Origin of the sequence: Hymenobacter rigui (genome assembly GCF_003944715.1) — a bacterium.
Lineage (GTDB): Bacteria > Bacteroidota > Bacteroidia > Cytophagales > Hymenobacteraceae > Hymenobacter > Hymenobacter rigui.
This window is the reverse complement of record NZ_RWIT01000004.1, coordinates 38,484-58,264: the sequence shown is the minus strand read 5'-3', so window position 1 is coordinate 58,264 and position 19,781 is coordinate 38,484. Positions and strand designations below refer to the sequence as shown.

The window sequence follows — 19,781 nt, the reverse complement described above, 5'->3', positions numbered from 1 at the left end:
CTCCGATTTCTCTGTTTTCAGCTTTCTACCCATGCCCACCTCTGCCTTCCCAGTCGACTATCAACGGCTGTTTCATGCGCTGCCCGATAACTTTCTGCTGATTGCCCCCAATGCAGAGGCAACTATCGTGGATAACACGGACAGCCACGTGGCCGTGTCGTTGAAAAGCCGTGAAGAAGCGGTAGGCAAGCCGTTTTTTGAGGCATATCCGGCTACCGACGAGGAGTCGGCGCGCATCATCCGCGAGTCGCATGAGCACGTGCGCCGGCATCGGGAGCCCCACACGATGCCCCTTATCCGCTACGATCTGGAAAAGATTACGAATACGGGCGTTGAGCTGGAAGAGCTGTACTGGGAGGCCACGCACTATCCGGTGCTTGATGCCAACGGAGAACTGGAGTTTATTCTGCAGCGCACTCAGGACGTGACGGAGCGCTATTTCTCCGAGCAGCGCAACCGCCAGATGCAGCAGGCCCTGAATGAGCAGCACGAGCGCACACGCTTCATTCTGGAATCTTTGCCGGTGATGATCTGGACGGCCCAGCCCGATGGTGGTCGGGACTTTTTCAACTCCCGCTGGCTGCAGTTTACCGGGCAGGCTATGGAACAGCAAACCGGTCTGCAATGGATCAGCAGCCTGCATCCCGACGACCAGGAGCGGGTACGCAAAGCCTGGCTGGAGTGCGTGGACAGTGGCCAGCCCTATCAGGTGGAGTACCGCCTGCGCCGCGCCGATGGACAGTACCGCTGGGTGCTGGTACGCGCCCAGCCCCGCCTCGCCCCCGATGGCTCCCTGCTGATGTGGGTAGGCTGCGGCATGGATATTCATGACCAGAAGCAGATGGTGCAGGAGTTGCTGGAGCAGAACGAGCAGCAGGCCGTGCTTTCAGACCAGGCGTACCATGCGTTTCAACAGGTGCAGCAGCAGCGCGAAACCTTCTATAACCTGTTCATGCACACCCCGGCCCTGATTTGTGTGCTGCGGGGACCTCAGCACCGCTACGAGTTTGTGAACACCCAGTACCAGAGCATGTTTCCTGATCGGCAGCTGCTCGGGTTGCCGGTAGCCGATGCACTGCCCGAGTTAGTAGACCAGGGTTTTATTACGCTGCTGGACAATGTGTACAATACCGGCGAGGTATTTGTGGGCAACGAAATACCTGTTGCTATTGACAGGAATCAGAGCGGGAAGCTGGAAACCAATTATTTCAACTTCACCTATCAGCAACTGCGTGAAAACGGCGAAAAAGCCGGCATTACGGTGTTTGCGTATGATGTAACTGCTCTGGTACTGGCCCGGCAAGCCCTCGAAAACCGTGATGCTAATGCCTAGCAGGTCCCGGTATTTCCTTTTGGCTGGCTTCCGGGCCGAACTGCACACCCTATGGAGTTGAGTGTTCTGGATTTTCAGCAGGCCCGCATCAAGCAGGTGCTGTTCAAGTCGCGGCTGCGCTCGGTGCTGTATGGCGTACGGGAGCCCGACCCCAGTCTGTTCTCGCTGGCCGACAACCCGCTGGGCGTGTGGCTGCAAACAGTCGTGAAGCCCAAGTATGGCACGTCGCTGCCGTATCAGCGCCTGGAGCAGGAGCTGCAGCGGATGCTGCGCACCGGCCAGTCACTGGTGCAGCAGTACCAGCGCGGCCAGTTGGAGGAGTCGCGCGCAGGGCTGGAACAGTTGGATGATCACGCCGCCCGCATCGAAACGCTGCTGCAGGAACTGGAGCAGCTGGCTTAGTTCCACGGCGAAGGTATAAGGTCGTTGGTTGTACTTTGGGACCATGAAACGCCCTTTTCACCTACTTCTAACTGCCCTTCTGCATTTAGCTGCCACGTCGGTGCCAGCCCAGCTAGTTCCCAAAAAAGTTGATAAAGCCCTGCGACAGGTTCGCGCCGACGACCTGAAGGCCCATATTCAATACTTGGCCGATGATAAGCTGCGCGGCCGCAAGCCCGGTACCCCGGGCTACCAGCTGGCCGTGGATTATGTAACCGCTCAGCTGCGCAGCTTCGGCGTGCAGCCCGCCGGCGAGGACGGTACGTTTACGCAGCGCGTACGCCTGCGCCGGGCTACGGTGCAGCCGGGTGCCATGGTTACCTACCAGCCCGGTGGCGGACCACTGGCCGTAGCCCCAGCCGAGATTCACCTGTTTCCCCACCCCGAGCAGCCAAAGGCCCAGCTGCCCGCCTCTGCTCTGGCCTTTGCGGGCTACGGCATCTCGGCCCCCGACCAGGGGTACGACGACTACCAAAACCTGGATGTGCGGGGCAAAGTAGTGGTGATTGTCCGGGGTGCGCCGCGCCGCTTCCCCAGCACGGTGGCCGCCGCCAGCCAGGACCAGACGCTGTTGGTGCAAACAGCCGCCCGGCACGGGGCCGTGGGCGTATTGTTTGCCAGTTCCCGCCCCGCTCCCACTTCAACAGTTGCAACCCCGGCCCGGCCGCTTTCTACCACCAGCGTGCTGGGCTCCGATGGCCGGGTGGCCGCTTCCCGGGGCTTCATCAGCGGCTCGGGCGTGGAGCTGACGGGTACGCTGTCGGCGGCCGGGCTGCACGCGCTGCTGCTCAATGCCGCCACCGATACGGGCAAAGTGCTCAGCAGCCTGCGGCAGGGTATCCCGGCACCAGCGGCGTTACGCGGTACTTTGAGCGCCAATTGGCAGTCGTCCTACCAGGATATTGACTCCTACAACGTAATCGGCCAGATTCCGGGTTCCGACCCGGTGCTGCGTACTGAATACGTGGTGCACTCTGCCCACCTCGACCACCTGGGCGTAGGCGCACCCGTACAGGGCGACTCTATTTACAACGGGGCCCACGATAATGCTTCGGGCGTGGCTTCGGTGCTGGAAATTGCCCGATTGTACACGCATCTGAAGCAGAAACCCAAGCGCAGTATTTTGCTGGTGCTGCAAACCGGGGAAGAGCTCGGCCTGCTGGGCTCGGCCTACTTTGCCGCCCGGCCCACGGTGCCCAAAACCAGCCTCGTAGCTGACGTAAATACCGATATGCCAACCATCATTGCCCCGCTGCTGTCGGTGGTGCCGTTGGGGGCGCAACACTCCACGCTGGCGCAGCCCGTAGCCGAGGCCGCCCAGCACCTGGGCCTAACGGTAGAGGAGGATCCGGAGCCCGAGCAGAACCGCTTCATCCGCTCCGACCAGTACAGCTTTGTGGCCCAGGGTATTCCGGCCCTGCACATCAAATACGGCAACCGCACCGCCGACGGCAAAAACAACCTGGCTGAGCAGGTCCAGAAGTGGCGGGCCGTCACCTACCACAAGCCCCAGGATGACAGCAATGGCACCTTCGATTACGAAGCCGGTCGGAAATACGTGCAGCTCAATTTCCTGATTGGCTATCTGGTGGCCCAGAACCCAACACGGCCAGCCTGGAACCCCGACGACTTTTTTGGCCGCCGCTTTGGCCGGCCGCAGCCATAGCGGCACCTGGCAGCACTAGCATAATGCTAAAAAATGAACAGATTTAGGATTTTTTCTTGTCGAATTCCGGGTAAAAATTCCGAATATTAGGCCTCGACAATAGTGTACCACGAAGCCCCTTAACCGGGTCACGGCTTTATTGCTACTGCCGAGCCAAGCACTTCGCTTTCTGACCTGCTACCGCATGATTATCTACGGCTACCGCTCCTCTCATCTGCTTACTGAATCCGTTTCGGGCGAGTGTCTGGCCTGCTCCGCTCCCAGCGGGATGCGCATGAGTGTATTTGGCCGGTACGCGCACATTTACTGGATACCGCTGTTTTCAATCGGGAAAGTGGGAGCCTCGGAATGCGGGCACTGTCGGCAGGTGCTTAAGCCCAAGGAAATGGACACTGGCCTGCGCCAGACGTTTCAGGAGCTGAAACAGCGCGCCAAGGTGCCCGTGTGGCATTTTATCGGTCTGGCAGTAGTAGCGGCCCTGATCATCTGGGGACTAATAGCCAGCAGCAACAACCACCGGGCCAATCAGACGTTCATCACCGCCCCTCACAAAGGCGACTTATACCACGTGCGGACGGATAATGGCCATTACTCACTGTGGAAGGTGCAAGATGTAACCGGCAACACCGTGAAGCTGCTGGCCAACAACTACGAAATCGACAACGAAGGGAAAGTTCAGTCTCTGAACCAGCCGGAGTACTATGCCTCCGACCCCCTGGAGCTTACCCGCTACGACCTGAAAATCATGCTGGAAAAGCAGGAAATTGTGGACGTAGAGCGCCCGGAAGCCAGCGTGGTAGTGAAACGGTAAGTGAACAGTTGGCCTCAACGGTCCTGCTCCCGAAACTTTCCCCATTCGGCCAGCCCCTGCCGCCGCTCCTGGCGGATGCGCTGCACAATGGCACTATCGGGGCCGGTGCCGAGCAGGATGGCGGTGCCCCGCTCCCGGGCATACGGGTTGCGCACTTCTCCTACCCGGCAGAACGAGCGGAAGTGGGCGGCCAGATTATCCGGCTCGTCATCAATGAGGAGTACGTATTGCCAAGGCAATGAAGGCATGCGGCTTTGCCAGAGCAGGTAGCTGCCATTGAAGCTGTGCGCGGCCGGAAGTGGGCGGCGGCGGTTATAGTAGTTGATGGCCCCGGCCTGCCCATAGTTGGCCGCCAGAATAAGCGTGTGGGCGCGGGTGGCCGCGGGTAGCGCCAAGTAAGCCTGCCAGGTTTTGTCGGCCAGTTCCTGCCAGCCCAGCATATCGGCAAAATCCTGGGGCAGGGCGTGGTTGCGGCCATCTTCCCAGCGAAACGCACCGGTGCTTTGGTAACGCGGCCCCAGCGCCTGCATGCGGGCCGGGGGCTCCACGGTGAACAGCAGCGGCAGCAGCGGCAGACACAGCAGCACCGGCAGCAGCAGCAGGACCGGCCGGGCCAGGCGGGCAGCTCGCGGCCACTTAGCCCACGCCTGCTCCCACCACACCCCACCGGCCGCAAACAGAATGGGATAATACCCCAGGGCGTAATAGCTTTTGCCGTGCAGCACCGTAAGCAGCAGCCAACCACCGCACGAGAGCAACCCCACGGCCCGGTATTGCCGCAACGGCCCGGCCAGCAGCGCCAGCAGCCCGGCCGACCACACCCACAGCCCCGGCAGGTTCATCAGTAGCTGGTCTTTCCAGAAATCAGCTACCGATACGTTTACCAGTTGCGTATCGTGGAGCAGCGCCATATGATGCCGAAACGGAATGCCGTGCCGCAGCTGCCATAGCAGGTTGGGCAGCCACAGCAGCAGTGCCAGCCCGGCCCCCAGCCAGAAGGCCCGCGTGCGTAGTGCCCACCGCAGCGGTGTAAGCAACAGGGCTACTCCCAGGGCAGCAATAAAGAACAGGGCGGAGTATTTGTTCAGTAGGGCCAGTCCGAGCAGTATGCCCATCGCCAGCCACCAGCGTGGCCGACCGTCCTGCTGGTACCGGATGAGCAGGTAGCCGACTGCCGTGAAGGCAAACACCTCGAAGGAGTTGGGCTGAAACAGAAAATTAAGCCGGGTATAGGCTCCCACGAGGTAGCATATCCCGGCCAGTACCACCGCCCAGCTGCCGCCGCCCAGCCGTTGCGCCGCCCGGGCCACCACGTACACCGTAAGGCTGCCCCACAGGACCGGCCAGAACTTCACCCAGAACCAGCTCCCGCCCAAGGCCAGCGTCAGCCAGCTCTGCAGGGCCATCAGCGGCGGCACTTCCAGATACCCCCAGGCCAGGTGCTGGCCGTAGTTCAGGTACAGGTATTCGTCGCGGTGCAACTCGTAGGCGGAACTGGCCACCAGCATGCTGCTGATAAATTTTATAAAAGCCAGTAGCAGTGGCAGGAGGCGGGAAGGCTTCATGGCCTCAATATAGCAGCCGCCGGATACACGGCATTACAACTCCTCGGGCAGCCGGATGGCGCTGAGGTAGTCGTGCAGGCCGGCCGGATGCTGAAACAGGTGAATGAACAGAATCCGCTCCGCCTCCCATTCCCGCCACTCCTCCGCGTAAAAGTCGCCCAGGGCAAACAGCCGCAGCCGGAAGCTGTCCTGTCGCCGCTCGGCCAGCAGGTGGCCGTGCTGCGCCAGGTGCTCGGCCTGCCGGTACATATGCAGCTGCTTGAACTCGGCGTACTTCATGAAAGGGGAGTGATGAATGTTGAGTGATGAATTGGCCGGTGGTCAATGCGCAGGGTTTGCGGTAAACAGCTGCCGGGGGGCTTGTGGTTCGCGCTGCCCCGGCACAAAGTAGCCCGCACAGCAATTCATCACTCATTATTCAGAATTCAACTTTCAACATCCGTCCTACCTTCGCGGCATGAAAACGATACGCTTTCCGCACCCGCTGGTCCTGATGGTGGGGTTTATCCTGCTGGCCTGCCTGCTGAGCTATGTGCTACCGGCCGGCGTGTTTGAGCGCCACCCCGATGCCGCCACCGGCCGGGAAGTGGTGGTGGCCGGCTCCTACCACCGCGTAGCCGCCACGCCGGTCAGCCCACTTCAGGCCCTGGTAGATATTCCCAAAGGCCTGGTGGATGCTGCATCGGTGATTTTCCTGGTGTTTCTGGCCGGCGGAGCGTTTACGGTGGTGGACCTGACCGGGGCCCTGCGCCAGGGCGTCGACTGGCTGCTGAGCAAATTCCGGGGCCGCGAGGCGGTGGTGATTCCCATCATTTCGGTGCTGTTTGCTACTATGGGGGCGCTGGAGAATATGCAGGAGGAAATTGTGCCTCTGGTACCGGTGCTACTCATTCTGATGCGACGCATCGGGTACCCCACCCTCACGGCGGCGGCCGTCAGCATTGGGTCGGCGGCGGTAGGCGCGGCGTTCAGCCCGCTCAACCCGTTTCAGGTGGGCATTGCCCAGAAACTCGCCCAGTTGCCGCTCCTCTCAGGTGGCGGGTTCCGATTGATATTTCTGGCCTTGGCGCTGGTTATCTGGATTGGCGGCACCGTGCGCTACGCCCTGCGCCACCGCGTGCAGCCCGAAACCGCCGATGCGGCTGACCCGGCCGGCACCATTGCGCCGGGCCGCAACCACGGCGTGGTACTGCTCCTGCTCTTCAGTGGGTTTGCCTTTTTCGCCTATGGGGTGCTGAAGCTGGGCTGGGAGTTTGAACAGATGGCCGCCCTGTTTTTCACCCTGGGCATGGTGGCCGGACTGGTGGGCGGTTTGGGCCTCACGGGTACGGCCGAAGGCTTCATTGCCGGCTTCCGGGATATTGCCTTTTCCGCGTTGTTGATCGGGTTTGCCCGGGCCATTTTCGTGGTGCTGGAGCAGGGCCAGATTGTGGATACCATCGTCAACAGCCTTTCGGCTCCGCTGGCTGGTTTACCGGCCTGGATAGCAGCCCTGGGTATGATAGGCGTGCACACGGCCCTGCACCTACCGGTGCCCAGCGTAAGCGGCCAGGCCGTGCTGACGATGCCCCTGCTGGTGCCCCTCTCCGACCTCATCGGCCTTTCTCGGCAGGTTACGGTGCTGGCCTACCAGTACGGGGCCGGCCTCTGCGAGCTGATTACGCCCACCAACGGTGCCCTCATGGCCATTGTAGCCGCCTGCGGGGTGCGGTTTGATGAGTGGTGGAAGTTCGTGCTGCCCCTCTACCTGCTGCTGCTGGCCTTGGGAGCCGCAGCCGTGGTTATCGGTATTGCCGTGGGCGTGTAGGCACAAGCTAAAGGGAGAACGTAAAAAGCCTAACGCCGCATTCGTCATCCTGCGCACAGCGAAGGATTTTCTCACGTCAGCACGAGCCGTTGTACGGTTGTCGCTCTTACGTCAAAAGGCCCTTCGCAAGCTCAGGATAACGAATAGGGCGTTGGCTTTTTACTTCCCGGCTACACCAATTCCAGCTCATTGGCCTCGAATACACGCTTGATTTTGCGCTTTTTTTCCACCAGCTGAAACCGGAAAGCATCGGTGGCTTCGTCGTAGTACACGTCGGAAATCAGGCCTTCATGGGCGGGCTGGTCGTCGGCGGGGTCGGTTTCCTGCACCAGGTCACCGAAGCTAAACGGGGGCTTCACGTACAGCTCCTTAAACAGCTCACTGCTCACCTTGAACTGCTGCTCATCGTAGCGGAGCGAAATCCAATCGTCGGTTTCATCAATCTTCTCGAACACCTTGCCCAGCGGCTCCAGCCACTCAAACGTGCGGCGGTTGGCAGGGTGAACATAACGCAGGCCGTATTCGGGCGTCCAGGAATACAGGCCGTATACAACGGGTTTGGGACGAGGCACTCAGTAGAGAATGTTAGCAGTGAGGATGGGTAAACAGCCGGGCGCGGGCAGCAGTTCCGGATTGGGCCGGACGTGCGAATGGCATCAGCCCGGCAAAAATGCAGCTTTTCCGACTGGCCTATGGTGTATTTGCATGACCGTAGGTAACGCCTCTGCTCCTGCCAGCCGCATTACAGCAAGGGTAAAATCAGCTTTCTGCGCCGTATATCCATATCTGGCATATCGTTAAACCACTATACATAGCACAACCTTAATGCTTTAGTTGTAGTAAAGGGGGCATTGACTGTTGACCTTTTGTGCTGCCTTTCTTACACACTACAATGCCTGTAACCGACTCCCCTTCTGCCCCCGCCGTGCTTCAGGCCGGTATGGGCGCTATTCCGCATGAGCACGGCACCACGTTCCGGGTGTGGGCTCCGGCCGCTTCGGCCGTTTCGGTGGTCGGCCCGTTCAACGACTGGGACGCTACTGCTCACCCCCTCACCCACGAAGCCGACGGCTACTGGGCCGCTGATTTTGCTGACCTTGGCCCCGGTACCGAATACAAGTTTCACCTGACCACGCCCACCGGCGAGCTGACCAAAAACGACCCCTACACCCGCGAGGTAACGCATTCGGCCGGCAACTCCGTGGTGCACGACCCCCATTTCGACTGGGACACCGACGCTTTTCAGATGCCGGCCTGGAACGAGCTGGTGGTGTACGAGCTGCACATCGGCACCTTCCACGCCCCCGACCCCGAGCGGCCCGGCACCTTCTACGACGCCATTGAGAAGCTCGACCACCTGGTGGAGTTGGGCATCAATGCCGTGGAAATTATGCCCGCCACTGAGTTTCCGGGCAGCCTGAGCTGGGGCTACAACCCGGCTCACCCCTTCGCCATTGAAATTGATTACGGCGGGCCCAAGGCTTTCAAAGAGTTTATCAAACAGGCCCACCGCCGCGGCATTGCCGTAATTCTGGACGTGGTGTACAACCACTTCGGGCCGGGTGATTTGGACCTGTGGCAGTTCGATGGCTGGCAGGAAAACGACGGCGGCGGCATCTACTTCTACAACGACTGGCGCGCCGAAACGCCCTGGGGCCACAACCGCCCCGATTACGGCCGCGAAGCCGTGCGCCGCTACATCCGCGACAATGCCCTGATGTGGCTGGAAGACTACCGCGTGGACGGCCTGCGCTGCGACGCCATTGCCCACATCCGCAACGTGGACGGCACCAGTGACCCCTCCCGGGACCTGCCCGACGGCTGGAGCCTGATGAAGTGGATCAATGAGGAAATCCGGGAGCGGATGCCCTGGAAAATCACCATTGCCGAGGACCTCATGGGCAATGAGTACATCACCAAAAGCCCCGAGGAAGACGGCCAGGGCTTTTCGTCGCAGTGGGATGCGCGCTTTGTGTACCCCGTGCGCGACGCGCTGGTAACGCCCGAAGATGCCGACCGCAACATGTTTGCCGTGGCCGAAGCCGTGGAAGCCCGCTACAACGGCGACGCCTTCCAGCGCGTGGTGTACACCGAAAGCCACGACGAGGTAGCCAATGGCAAAGCCCGCGTAACCGAGGAAATCATGCCCGGTAACGCGGCCTCCTGGTTTCCGAAAAAGCGCTCCACGCTGGGCGCAGCTTTGGTATTCACGGTACCCGGTATCCCCATGATTTTCCAGGGGCAGACCATGCTGGCCGATGGCTCCTTTTCCGATGACCAGCCCCTGGATTGGAACCGGGCTGAGGAACACGCCGGGCTAGTGCGCCTGTACCAGGATCTGATTCGGTTGCGGCGCAACCTGGATGGCAATACCCGCGGGCTATTGGGCCAGAGCGTGCACGTGCACCACATCAACAATGAGGATAAGATTCTGGCCTACATCCGCCGCGACCAGGGCGGCCCCGGCGATACGACTGTGGTGCTCTGCAACTTTGCCGACCGGGCCCACCCCAACTACACCATTGGCCTGCCCCGCGGCGGTACTTGGCGGGTACGCTTTAACTCCGACTGGCAGGGCTACGACCACGAGTTCGGCAACTTCGAAAGCGTGGACTCCGAGGCCGACAATGGCGTGTACGACGACCAGCCTTTCCATGGCACTTTTGGCCTGGCACCTTACTCGGTGCTGATTATTTCCCAGGACCCACAATAGGCCTGAATTTTTGCGGAACGCGAAAGCGGCGTTTTACGGTGGGGCTTCGGGCCGCCCGTAAAACGCCGCTTTTTCTTGCAACGGCCGTCGGAAACTCCGGTAGGCCGTATATCTTGCCGGTACTCCCATCCGTAGTTGTTTGTTCATGCAAGTTCCCTTACCCACGCCCGAGCCCGTGGCTCCTGATGCCCTGCTGGTGGAAGCCGCCTGGGAAGTCTGTAATCAGGTCGGCGGGATTTACACCGTTATCCGCAGCAAAGTGCCCGCTACCGTGCAGGTCTGGGATGACCGGTATTGCCTGTTGGGCCCCTATTTCGCGCATCAGGCCCAGGGCGAGTTCGAGCCCTACGACGACTACCAGTTGGCCAAGCTCTCCGACCCGTTTGCCCGGGCCGTGCTGGAGATGCGCCGCCGGGGCTACGATGTGTGCATGGGCATCTGGCTGGTAACGGGCCGGCCCCGGGTAGTGCTCATCAACCCTTTCCAGGCATACCCCAGTCTCGGCCAGATCAAGTCCGACCTCTGGCATCACCACCACATCCCAATGCCCGACAACGACGACCTGCTGCACCAAGTAGTGGCGTTTGGAGAGCTGGCGAAGGTATTTCTGCAGATTCTGGCCGCCGAGGTAGCCCCGCCCCAGCAGCTCATTGCCCACTTCCACGAGTGGATGACGGGCGTGGCTATTCCGGCGTTGCGCCGCGAGCAGGTGCCAGTGCACGTGGTGTTCACCACTCACGCCACCCTGCTGGGCCGCTACCTGGCCATGAACGACCCCAACTTCTACGACCACCTCATGCAGGTGGACTGGCAGGCGGAGGCCCGGCACTTCAACATTGAGCCGGCCGTGACCATGGAGCGGGCCGCCGCCCACGGCTCCCACGTATTCACCACCGTGAGTGAGCTGACGGTGCGGGAGTGCATCTACCTGCTCGACCGGATTCCGGACGCGGTGCTGCCCAACGGCCTCAACATTGAGCGGTTTGTGGCCCTGCACGAGTTCCAGAACCTGCACCAGCAGTATAAGAGCAAGATTCACGAGTTTGTGATGGCGCACTTCTTCCAGTCGTATTCTTTTGACCTGGATAAGACGCTGTACCTGTTCACCTCGGGCCGCTACGAGTACCACAACAAAGGCTTCGACCTCACGCTGGAAGCCCTGGCCCGCCTCAACTACCGCCTGCAACAGAGCGGGCTGGAGGGCAACGTGGTCATGTTCTTCATCACTAAGCGGCCCTTCCACAGCATCAACCCGCAGGTGCTGCAAAGCCGGGCCGTGCTGGAAGAAGTGCAGGCCACCTGCGAGGCCATTGAGCAGCAGGTGGGCGAGCGGCTGTTCTACGCCGCCGCCGCCAGCACCGACCACCGTCTGCCCGACCTGAGCAGCATGGTGGACGACTACTGGAAGCTGCGCTACCGCCGCCTGCTGCAAACCTGGAAAACCACCAACCTCCCCCCCGTCATCACCCACAACCTGGTGGACGACGCCCAGGATGACATCCTGAACTTCCTGCGCCGCTCCAACCTGGTAAACAACCAGCACGACCGGGTGAAAATCGTGTACCACCCCGATTTCGTGGCGCCTACTTCACCCCTGTTCGGCATGGAGTACGGGCAGTTTGTGCGCGGCTGCCACCTGGGCATTTTCCCGAGCTATTACGAGCCCTGGGGCTACACCCCGCTGGAATGCGTGGCGCGCGGCGTGCCAGCCGTCACCAGCGACCTGTCCGGCTTCGGCGACTACGTGATGCAAAACGTGCCCAACCACGAGGAGAAGGGTATTTTTGTGGTGCAGCGCCAGGAAAAAAGCTTCGACGAGGCCGCGGAGGAACTCACCGATATGCTTTGGAACTTTGTGCAGATGAACCGCCGGGAGCGGATTATGCAGCGCAACAACGTGGAAAGCTCCGCTGAGATATACGACTGGAAAAACCTGCGCGTGTATTACGACCGGGCCTACGAGCTGGCACTGGAGCGGAGTTGATTTGTTAGTTGTCAGTTCCCAGTTAAAGTTCGGCCTCAGGAAACGGATGGCGAAGAACTAAAAACAAAAAGGTCCGCCTCAAGAGGCGGACCTTTTTGTTTTTAGTTCTTCGCTGCCAAATAAAAACTGACAACGAACAACTGATAACTAAATTCAGGGGCGAATTACCTGGTCGATGATGTGCACGACACCGTTGGTAGCCAGTACATTGGCCGTGGTTATATTGGCTGCAGTGCCCGCTCCACCGCGCACGGTGAAACCAGTACCCGCCGCAGCTACCGTTACGGGGCCGCCCAGCGTCGTGACCGTACCAGCCGTCAGATCAGTCGAAAACACCCGACCTGTCCCGATTACGTGGCGCGACAGAATAGCCGTCAGGTCGGCATCTGATACGGAGCTCAGCGCGGCCCCATTCAGCAACGTGCGGAAAGCGGCATCAGTAGGTGCAAACACGGTTACGTTAGCGCTCTGCGTACCAGCCGCCGTGAGAATGGCCGAGGCTGCCGGCCGCTGCAGAGCCTGAAGCAGCAGCGTGAATTCGGGGTTCGTAGTGCGGCTGGCGTTGGCTACCACAATCTGGGCAATGGTTTGGGAAGGCGGCATCAGCACATTGTCGATGGCGTGGATGGTACCATTGCTGGCGGCTACATCGGCCGTCACTACTTTGGTGTTGCCGTTGATGAATACGCCGTTGCTGTTTTTGCTTAGGTAGATCGTATTATCGTTCAGCGTCACGCCGCCCACCACGCTGGCTGGGCGGGCCGTGGTGCGGGTGCTGGCTCCGGATGGAATATCGGCCGCCTTAATATTGGCCCCTACCACGTGATAAAGCAGAATACCGCGCAATGTGGCAATCTGGTTGGCATCGGTAATGGCCGTAATGTTAGCCGCCGTGTTATAGGGTGGACTTAGCTTGGCAAACGCATCATTGGTAGGCGCAAAAACGGTAAATGGACCGGTACCGCTGAGCGTAGTGCCCAGATCGGCCTTGGTAACGGCGGCTACCAGCGTGCTGAAGCTGGCGTTGCCCTGCGCTACCTGCACAATATTCTGCGTGGTGTTGGCGGGCATGGCATCATCGTCGTCGTCATCGTCGCAGGCCGCGAGGCCCAAAGCCGCTACACCGCCCAGCCAGAGTGCCAGCACCCGTAGTAAGGACCATGTTTTCGAGAATCTGTCCATTTTGTTTAATTTTTTTGGGCGAAACATTAAACACATAACTACACTACCGTCAGTCTTTTACAAATGTTGAGGGAGCACAAAATTTTGTATCCTAACCAGGTAAATCCTGCTTAATTAGCAGATAAAGCGTATTACGCCATCTGAACATATCTCTGACAGCCACTAACCTCAGCCCAGGGCCGGCTTCCACCATTCCTGTAACCACCAGCATACTCGCCATGCTCCACATCCGCCCCGGCCGGCCGCTGGTCTGCCGTTTTGCCCTGCTCGTCGCTTTCAGCGGAGCCCTCGTTGGGGTTGCCCGGGCCCGGGAGTTCTGGCTGGAACCCGTTCGGTTTTGGGTGCAGCCGGGTCAGCGCGTGCACATCCGGCGGCTGATCGGCAGCCATTTTCAGGGAGATGTCTGGGCCGGCAAGCGTAACCGCCTCACCGGTTTCTGGCACCACGCTCCGGGCCAATCTTCGGTTGACCTACTCTCCGCCACTGCTCCCGCCGATACGCTAGCCAGCACCATCACGCTGCAGCAGCCTGGCACGCATCTGGTGACCCTGACCACCGATAACGCCTTCACAACCTTGCCCGCAGCTGAATTCACAACCTATCTGCAGCAGGAAGATTTTGGTTTTATCCTGGCTCAGCGCCAGCAGCGCGGTGATTCTGCCAAGCCTGGCCGTGAAGCCTACCGCCGTTGCGCCAAAACGTTGGTACAAGCTGGCCCGGTACTGCCCACCGACACAGCCCGCGCCTGGGCCCGGGTACTGAACTTGCCACTTGAACTGGTACCGGAGCAGAATCCTTATACCTTGATGCCTGGGGCCGCGTTTACCGTGCGCGTGCTACGCTATGGGCACCCGGTAGCGGGCCAACAGGTAGCACTTTGGCAGCGCGCCCACCAGCCTCAGGCACTAATCAGCAAGCTCCGCAGTAACCAAAATGGCCGGGTGCTGTTTCGTTTATCGGAGGCTGGTGAGTACCTTGCCAGCACTGTGCGCATGGAGCCAGCCCCTGCAGGCGTCTCCGCCGACTGGCAGAGCACATGGAGTACCCTGAGCTTCGGATTGGCAGGCAAAAAACGGCTTTAAGCCGCTGTTTTAGCCGTTTTCCGACCGTTCATCAACTCCTCACGTCCCATGAGTTTTTTTGTTACCTTCGCAACTCCCGTAAACACCGAATAACCTGCGGTATGAAGTACTCCATCGATAAAAAAGAAACCTACACAATTATTACGATTGACGAGAAGAAGCTCGACACCACTGTTGCGCCTGATCTGAAATCGGAATTTGTGAAGCTGAATGCCGAAGGCATCAATAACCTGATTCTGGACCTGAGCAATGTAAAATACACCGATTCGTCGGGGCTGAGCTCTATCCTGATTGCCAACCGTCTGTGCAACTCTACCGGCGGCCTGCTGGTGCTCACGGGCCTGCAGGACCATGTGATGAAGCTCATTACCATTTCCAAGCTGGAGTCGGTACTGCACATCCTGCCCACAGTGGAAGAAGGCATTGACCGGATTTTCCTCCACGCCATTGAGCGGGACCTGACCAGCAAGGAATAGCCGGTATAGAAGCTGTTAGCTGTTGGCTATTAGCTGTTAGCTTTCCGCTGATAGTTAATAGTCAACAGCTTTTTTTATTCCCTTCTGTGGCTTCGTAACCGCGCCTTTAGTTTGTGTTTTACCGCATATGCTAGCAGCCAGCAGCTAGTAGCTAACAGCTAAATTTTGGAGTTCGAGCTGAAAATTCTGGGCAGTGCCTCCGCCACCCCTTTCATGGACCGCCACCACACGGCGCAGGTCCTCACGGTGGGCGGCACGCAGTACCTCATTGATTGCGGCGAGGGTACCCAGCGCCGGCTGATGGAGCACAAAATCCGGCATCAGCGCATCCACACCATCTTCATCAGCCACCTCCACGGCGACCATTTTTTTGGGCTGTTTGGCCTGTTGGGCACTATGCACCTGAACGGTCGCACCGAGCCCCTACGGCTGTTTGGCCCGCCCGGTCTGGATGAAGTGCTGACCACACAGTTCCGGCACTCCTACACTCACCTCAATTTTGAGCTGGAGTTTACGCCCGTGGATACCACCCAACACCTCCAGATTTTTGAGGACAAGAACCTGACGGTACACACGCTGCCCATGCGCCACCGCATTCCGTGCTGTGGCTACCTGTTTCGGGAGAAGCCCAAGCGTCGCCGCCTGCTGGCCGAGCGTTTGCCCGATGGCCTCACCCCCGCCCAACTCACTGCCCTTACTTCCGGCGACGACCTGCTGGACGACTACGGCCAGGTACTGGTACGCAATGCCGAGGTAACCGCCGAGCCCAAACGGGCCCGCAGCTACGCCTTCTGCTCCGATACGCTGTATACCGAAAGTCTGGCTGATCTGGTGCGCGGCGTGGATCTGTTGTACCACGAGGCCACTTTTCTGGATGACATGCGCGAGCGGGCCGCCGCTACACACCATGCCACCGCCCGGCAGGCTGGCCTGCTGGCCCGGCGGGCCCAGGTGCACCGCCTGCTTATCGGCCATTTCAGCAGCCGCTACCGCGACCTGCAGCCCCTACTGGCCGAGGCCAAAACGCAGTTTGAATGGACAGAACTGGCCGTGGAAGGCCTGTCGGTAAGCCTGACTGAGTAGCAGAGCGTTATGCCGTAGCATAGCCAAGTATATTGCTTGAGACGTTACTAAGCTATCCAGACGCCAGCACGCGAGATGCTTCTCTGCCCTCTGCATAGTGCCCTTCCAGTACCCGAAATCAACCGCTGATTTCCTTCTTCTCCCCTCCCGTATGCCCCAACCTTTATCCCATAAAAAGCAGCAGCTCTACCTAGTGCTGAGTGGCATTTTTATTGTAAATGCGCTGCTGGCCGAAATTATCGGCGTCAAGATTTTCTCGGTGGAGGCGCTGCTGGGCCTGCCCGGCAACCTCACGGCGGGCGTTATCATCTGGCCGGTGGTGTTCATCACCACCGATATCATCAACGAGTACTTCGGGCGGGCTGGGGTATTGCGCGTGAGCTTCCTCACGGTGGGCCTGATTCTGTACGCCTTCCTCGTGATTCTGGCCACTACCAAGCTGCCGCCGGCGCAATTCTGGCTGGATGTGAATAGCAAGGATGGCCAGGGGCGGCCGTTTAACATTGAGTTTGCCTACCAGAGCATTTTCCGGCAGGGGCTGGGCATTATCATTGGCTCCATTACGGCTTTTATTATCGGGCAGGTGCTGGATGCGTCGGTGTTTCAGTGGTTCCGGCGCGTAGCGGGCGGGCGCTACATCTGGCTGCGGGCCACCGGCTCCACGCTCATCTCCCAGCTCGTCGATTCGTTTGTGGTGCTGTTCGTGGCCTTCTATGTATTCGGCAACTGGAGCTTCGACCAGGTATTAAGCGTGGCAAACACCAACTACTGGTATAAATTTGCGGCGGCCATTCTGCTCACGCCCGTGCTGTACCTCGCCCACGCCCTCATCGACCGGTACCTGGGCGACGAGGCCACCCGCGAGCTGCAGCAGGAAGCAGTGGCCGACGAGGCAGTGTAAATAATCACCATTAATCAATGAAAACGCTCTTATTAGTTTTGCTAACTATCTGCGGTCTTGGCACTCCAGCAATTGCGCAAAAAAAAGACAAGACCGGAAGCTTCTTATTAGTCAATGGCACTACAGGCAAAGGCGAAATAACTTACAATTTAGCCACCTTTTTCTCGCGTGCCAAGCTGGTTGTGAAAGATGAATCAGGAAAAAATAAATATCCGATTCATGAAGTACAGTCCTTTAATATTGATGGCCAGTCATTCATTCGGGTTGATAACATTCCTTTTGCCAACAGAGCTATTTATGACCGAAGGGAACATAATGACCCTGTTTTTTTGGAGATATTGGAGTTAGCAGAGATAGAAATTTACAGATATGGCTACGTCTATCAATCAGGCAATACCGTATCGTATTTAAACACGCCTGTATTCCGCAAAAAAGGCACAGATAAATATATAGTCTACACCTCTAAAAAAACTTTCGGTTTTAATAAGAACACTAGCTCTACTGAAGAGCTCCTGGCTCTTTTTCCAAACTCACCAGATATACAGGCATTACTACAAAATAAAAAAACAGAATTAGAAGCAATAGCAAGTCGTATACACCAATACAACATTACCGGAAAATAGAATTTCGAATTACATACGTCTTACTCCTGTTTTTCCTCATGTCCCGCATCCTCACCGGCATTCAGAGCACTGGCCGCCCGCACCTGGGCAACCTGCTTGGCGCCATTCTTCCGGCCATTGAACTCTCCAAAAGCAGCGCCAACGAAAGCCTGCTGTTCATTGCCGACCTGCATTCTCTCACCACCGTGCGCGACGCCGAAACGCTGCGCCAGAACACCTACGCCGTGGCGGCCTCCTGGCTGGCCTGCGGCTTCGATACCGACAAGAACCTGTTCTACCGCCAGTCGGACGTGCCGCAGGTGACGGAGCTGACGTGGTACCTGAGTTGCTTCACGCCCTTCCCGATGCTGGCCAACGCCCACTCGTTCAAGGACAAGAGCGACCGGCTTTCCGACGTGAATGCAGGCCTGTTCACGTATCCGGTGCTGATGGCGGCCGACATCCTGCTTTACGACGCGGAAATCGTGCCCGTGGGCAAAGACCAGGTGCAGCACCTAGAAATTGCCCGCGACATTGCCTCGGCCTTCAACAACCGCTACGGAGAAACCTTCGTGCTGCCCCAGGCGCGGGTGGATGAGCAGATCCAGACCATTCCCGGCCTCGACGGGCAGAAGATGAGCAAGAGCTACGGCAACATCATCGACATCTTCCTCGATGACAAGGCCCTGCTCAAAAACATCAAGCTCATCGTATCGGACAGTACGCCGCTGGAAGCCCCCAAAAACCCCGATACCGACACCACCTTCAAGCTGTTCTCGCTGCTGGCCACACCCGAGCAGACCGCCGAAATGCGCCAGAACTACCTGAACGGCGGCTACGGCTACGGCCACGCCAAGCAGGCCTTATTTGAAGTTATCCGCAGCCGTTTCGCCCAGGAGCGGGAGCAATTCAACTTCTACATGAACAACCTGCCCGAGCTGGACCGCAAGCTGGCCGAAGGTGCCGCCAAAGCCCAGGCCTACGGCTCCGAAGTGCTCAACAAAGTACGCGAGAAAGTCGGCTACCAGAAGCGGTAACCGTCATTGCGAGGAGGCACGACGAAGCAATCCGTCCTCTTCAAGGCGACAAGTATAGAATAAGCAGAAAGCCCCTGCCGTCAGTACGAACGGCAGGGACTTTTCGCTTTTTTGAGGCTTGTCACTTCGGACAGGACGGATTGCTTCGCTCCGCCCGCAATGACAGAACGTCAAGCTCACCACTTCACAAATTCACCAGTTCAATACGGCAGCCCGTCAATGCTGGGGTGATGCTGCTCGTGGTAGAAGCTGAAGCCCACCTTGCTGCCCCGGCTCACCTGCTGGTTTTCCAGCTTCTGCTTCACTGAAATTTTCTGAATGTCGCTCAGCGGCGGGGCAACCAGGTCGTTATTGACGGCGGCAATCATGGCGCTTTCCACGAACAGCTTGAGGCTGTCCTCCGTGACGGGGTTATCCGACATGTCGTTGTCAGGGAGTTCTAGCTGCTGCACCCCTTCCAGAAAGTAGTGGTTATCGATGTTAATGAGCAGCCGGCCCACCAGGTAGCCGGGGTCGTTCAAGCGCTGGTACTTGATGCTGTCGGCCATGAAGTTATAGGCCATGATGTGGCCGAAAAACCGCCGCCGGAAGTCTTCCTCCACGTAGCGGGTAGCCATTGGGCCATAGTCGTCGGGAAAAGTAACGATGTTGGAGTGCAGCACGAACACCAGCAGATCGCCCGAGAACCGGATGTGGAACTCCATATCATTCACCGGCCGATACTCGATAATCACCGTGGAATCGACGGGCGTAATTTTGCGGCTCAGCTCCACTACCAGCTCCTGTGATACCTTGCGCAGCAAATCAAACGTGGCCAGCGTATTGCGGTAGATAGCCTGCTTGGCGGAGGATTTCTGCTTCAGGCCGTCGAAAATGAGGTCAAGACGGTCTTCGGGCGAAGGTGCGGGGGCACCAGGCGCATTGGGGGCTTGGTTCTCGGAGTTGGGCGTGCTGGCGGTAGCGGCAGTATCGGCAGTGGCAGTGGGCAGCGGAGCGCCGGGGGTACCGTCGTCGGTTTGGGGCAGCGTGGCGGGCGAGGTGTGCGGCATTACCATGTGAGTAAGTGGACCAGGTCTGAAATACAGCGTTAAGCCCAGA

The 19,781-nt window shown here is 58.8% G+C and carries 18 protein-coding genes; 13 read left to right on the top strand and 5 right to left on the bottom strand.

Annotated elements, in window-relative coordinates:
- Positions 1 to 31: 31 nt before the first annotated feature.
- The 4 genes from EI291_RS09315 (at position 32) to EI291_RS09300 (ending at position 4,251) form a co-directional block, all read left to right on the top strand.
- On the top strand, positions 32 to 1,333 hold the full coding sequence (locus tag EI291_RS09315) for a PAS domain-containing protein (protein WP_125419549.1): 1,302 nt from the start codon (positions 32 to 34) through the stop codon (positions 1,331 to 1,333).
- A 51-nt stretch (positions 1,334 to 1,384) separates the two neighbouring features.
- Positions 1,385 to 1,735: a hypothetical protein gene (locus EI291_RS09310; RefSeq protein WP_125419548.1), complete on the top strand. Its 351-nt coding sequence runs from the start codon at positions 1,385 to 1,387 to the stop codon at positions 1,733 to 1,735.
- A gap of 43 nt (positions 1,736 to 1,778) precedes the next feature.
- Positions 1,779 to 3,440 carry a M28 family peptidase gene (locus EI291_RS09305; protein WP_125419547.1) on the top strand — a complete coding sequence of 554 codons (1,662 nt, stop codon included), beginning with the start codon at positions 1,779 to 1,781 and terminating at the stop codon, positions 3,438 to 3,440.
- A gap of 184 nt (positions 3,441 to 3,624) precedes the next feature.
- Positions 3,625 to 4,251: a hypothetical protein gene (locus EI291_RS09300; RefSeq protein WP_125419546.1), complete on the top strand. Its 627-nt coding sequence runs from the start codon at positions 3,625 to 3,627 to the stop codon at positions 4,249 to 4,251.
- A gap of 14 nt (positions 4,252 to 4,265) precedes the next feature.
- On the opposite strand, the gene EI291_RS09295 is transcribed toward EI291_RS09300, so the two are convergent.
- Together EI291_RS09295 and EI291_RS09290 are read right to left on the bottom strand one after the other, a co-directional pair.
- A complete protein-coding gene (locus tag EI291_RS09295) occupies positions 4,266 to 5,816 on the bottom strand; it encodes a glycosyltransferase family 39 protein (RefSeq protein ID WP_125419545.1) in 1,551 nt (516 codons plus the stop codon).
- A gap of 33 nt (positions 5,817 to 5,849) precedes the next feature.
- Positions 5,850 to 6,095: a hypothetical protein gene (locus tag EI291_RS09290; protein ID WP_125419544.1), complete on the bottom strand. Its 246-nt coding sequence runs from the start codon at positions 6,093 to 6,095 to the stop codon at positions 5,850 to 5,852.
- Between the two features lie 178 nt (positions 6,096 to 6,273).
- On the opposite strand from EI291_RS09290, the gene EI291_RS09285 reads away from it, so the two are divergent.
- Positions 6,274 to 7,623 (top strand): YfcC family protein, encoded by a 1,350-nt coding sequence (locus tag EI291_RS09285; protein ID WP_125419543.1) that lies wholly within the window; start codon positions 6,274 to 6,276, stop codon positions 7,621 to 7,623.
- Between the two features lie 170 nt (positions 7,624 to 7,793).
- Here EI291_RS09285 and EI291_RS09280 read toward each other — a convergent pair whose 3' ends face one another.
- Positions 7,794 to 8,195: a DUF6960 family protein gene (locus EI291_RS09280; RefSeq protein WP_125419542.1), complete on the bottom strand. Its 402-nt coding sequence runs from the start codon at positions 8,193 to 8,195 to the stop codon at positions 7,794 to 7,796.
- A gap of 320 nt (positions 8,196 to 8,515) precedes the next feature.
- On the opposite strand from EI291_RS09280, the gene EI291_RS09275 reads away from it, so the two are divergent.
- Together EI291_RS09275 and EI291_RS09270 are read left to right on the top strand one after the other, a co-directional pair.
- Positions 8,516 to 10,336: an alpha-amylase family glycosyl hydrolase gene (locus tag EI291_RS09275; protein ID WP_240635469.1), complete on the top strand. Its 1,821-nt coding sequence runs from the start codon at positions 8,516 to 8,518 to the stop codon at positions 10,334 to 10,336.
- 145 nt (positions 10,337 to 10,481) lie between these two features.
- Positions 10,482 to 12,320 (top strand): glycosyltransferase, encoded by a 1,839-nt coding sequence (locus EI291_RS09270; RefSeq protein ID WP_125419541.1) that lies wholly within the window; start codon positions 10,482 to 10,484, stop codon positions 12,318 to 12,320.
- A gap of 153 nt (positions 12,321 to 12,473) precedes the next feature.
- Here the strand turns inward: EI291_RS09270 and EI291_RS09265 are convergent, their stop codons facing one another.
- A complete protein-coding gene (locus EI291_RS09265) occupies positions 12,474 to 13,502 on the bottom strand; it encodes a fasciclin domain-containing protein (RefSeq protein ID WP_125419540.1) in 1,029 nt (342 codons plus the stop codon).
- A gap of 218 nt (positions 13,503 to 13,720) precedes the next feature.
- Between EI291_RS09265 and EI291_RS09260 the strand changes: the two genes are divergently transcribed.
- The 6 genes from EI291_RS09260 to trpS all read left to right on the top strand — a co-directional run bounded on the left by EI291_RS09260 (position 13,721) and on the right by trpS (position 18,683).
- Positions 13,721 to 14,584, top strand: coding sequence for a DUF4198 domain-containing protein (locus EI291_RS09260; RefSeq protein ID WP_125419539.1), 864 nt, complete (start codon positions 13,721 to 13,723; stop codon positions 14,582 to 14,584).
- 101 nt (positions 14,585 to 14,685) lie between these two features.
- Positions 14,686 to 15,060, top strand: a complete 375-nt coding sequence (locus tag EI291_RS09255; RefSeq protein WP_044002696.1) for an STAS domain-containing protein — start codon at positions 14,686 to 14,688, stop codon at positions 15,058 to 15,060.
- 165 nt (positions 15,061 to 15,225) lie between these two features.
- Positions 15,226 to 16,143: a ribonuclease Z gene (locus tag EI291_RS09250; protein ID WP_125419538.1), complete on the top strand. Its 918-nt coding sequence runs from the start codon at positions 15,226 to 15,228 to the stop codon at positions 16,141 to 16,143.
- A 151-nt stretch (positions 16,144 to 16,294) separates the two neighbouring features.
- Positions 16,295 to 17,044 carry a queuosine precursor transporter gene (locus tag EI291_RS09245; protein ID WP_125419537.1) on the top strand — a complete coding sequence of 250 codons (750 nt, stop codon included), beginning with the start codon at positions 16,295 to 16,297 and terminating at the stop codon, positions 17,042 to 17,044.
- Positions 17,045 to 17,061: 17 nt separating this feature from the next.
- On the top strand, positions 17,062 to 17,667 hold the full coding sequence (locus EI291_RS09240; protein WP_125419536.1) for a hypothetical protein: 606 nt from the start codon (positions 17,062 to 17,064) through the stop codon (positions 17,665 to 17,667).
- Between the two features lie 38 nt (positions 17,668 to 17,705).
- Positions 17,706 to 18,683: a tryptophan--tRNA ligase gene (gene trpS / locus EI291_RS09235; RefSeq protein WP_125419535.1), complete on the top strand. Its 978-nt coding sequence runs from the start codon at positions 17,706 to 17,708 to the stop codon at positions 18,681 to 18,683.
- Between the two features lie 200 nt (positions 18,684 to 18,883).
- On the opposite strand, the gene EI291_RS09230 is transcribed toward trpS, so the two are convergent.
- Positions 18,884 to 19,732 (bottom strand): hypothetical protein, encoded by an 849-nt coding sequence (locus EI291_RS09230; protein WP_240635466.1) that lies wholly within the window; start codon positions 19,730 to 19,732, stop codon positions 18,884 to 18,886.
- Between the last annotated feature and the right edge of the window lie 49 nt (positions 19,733 to 19,781).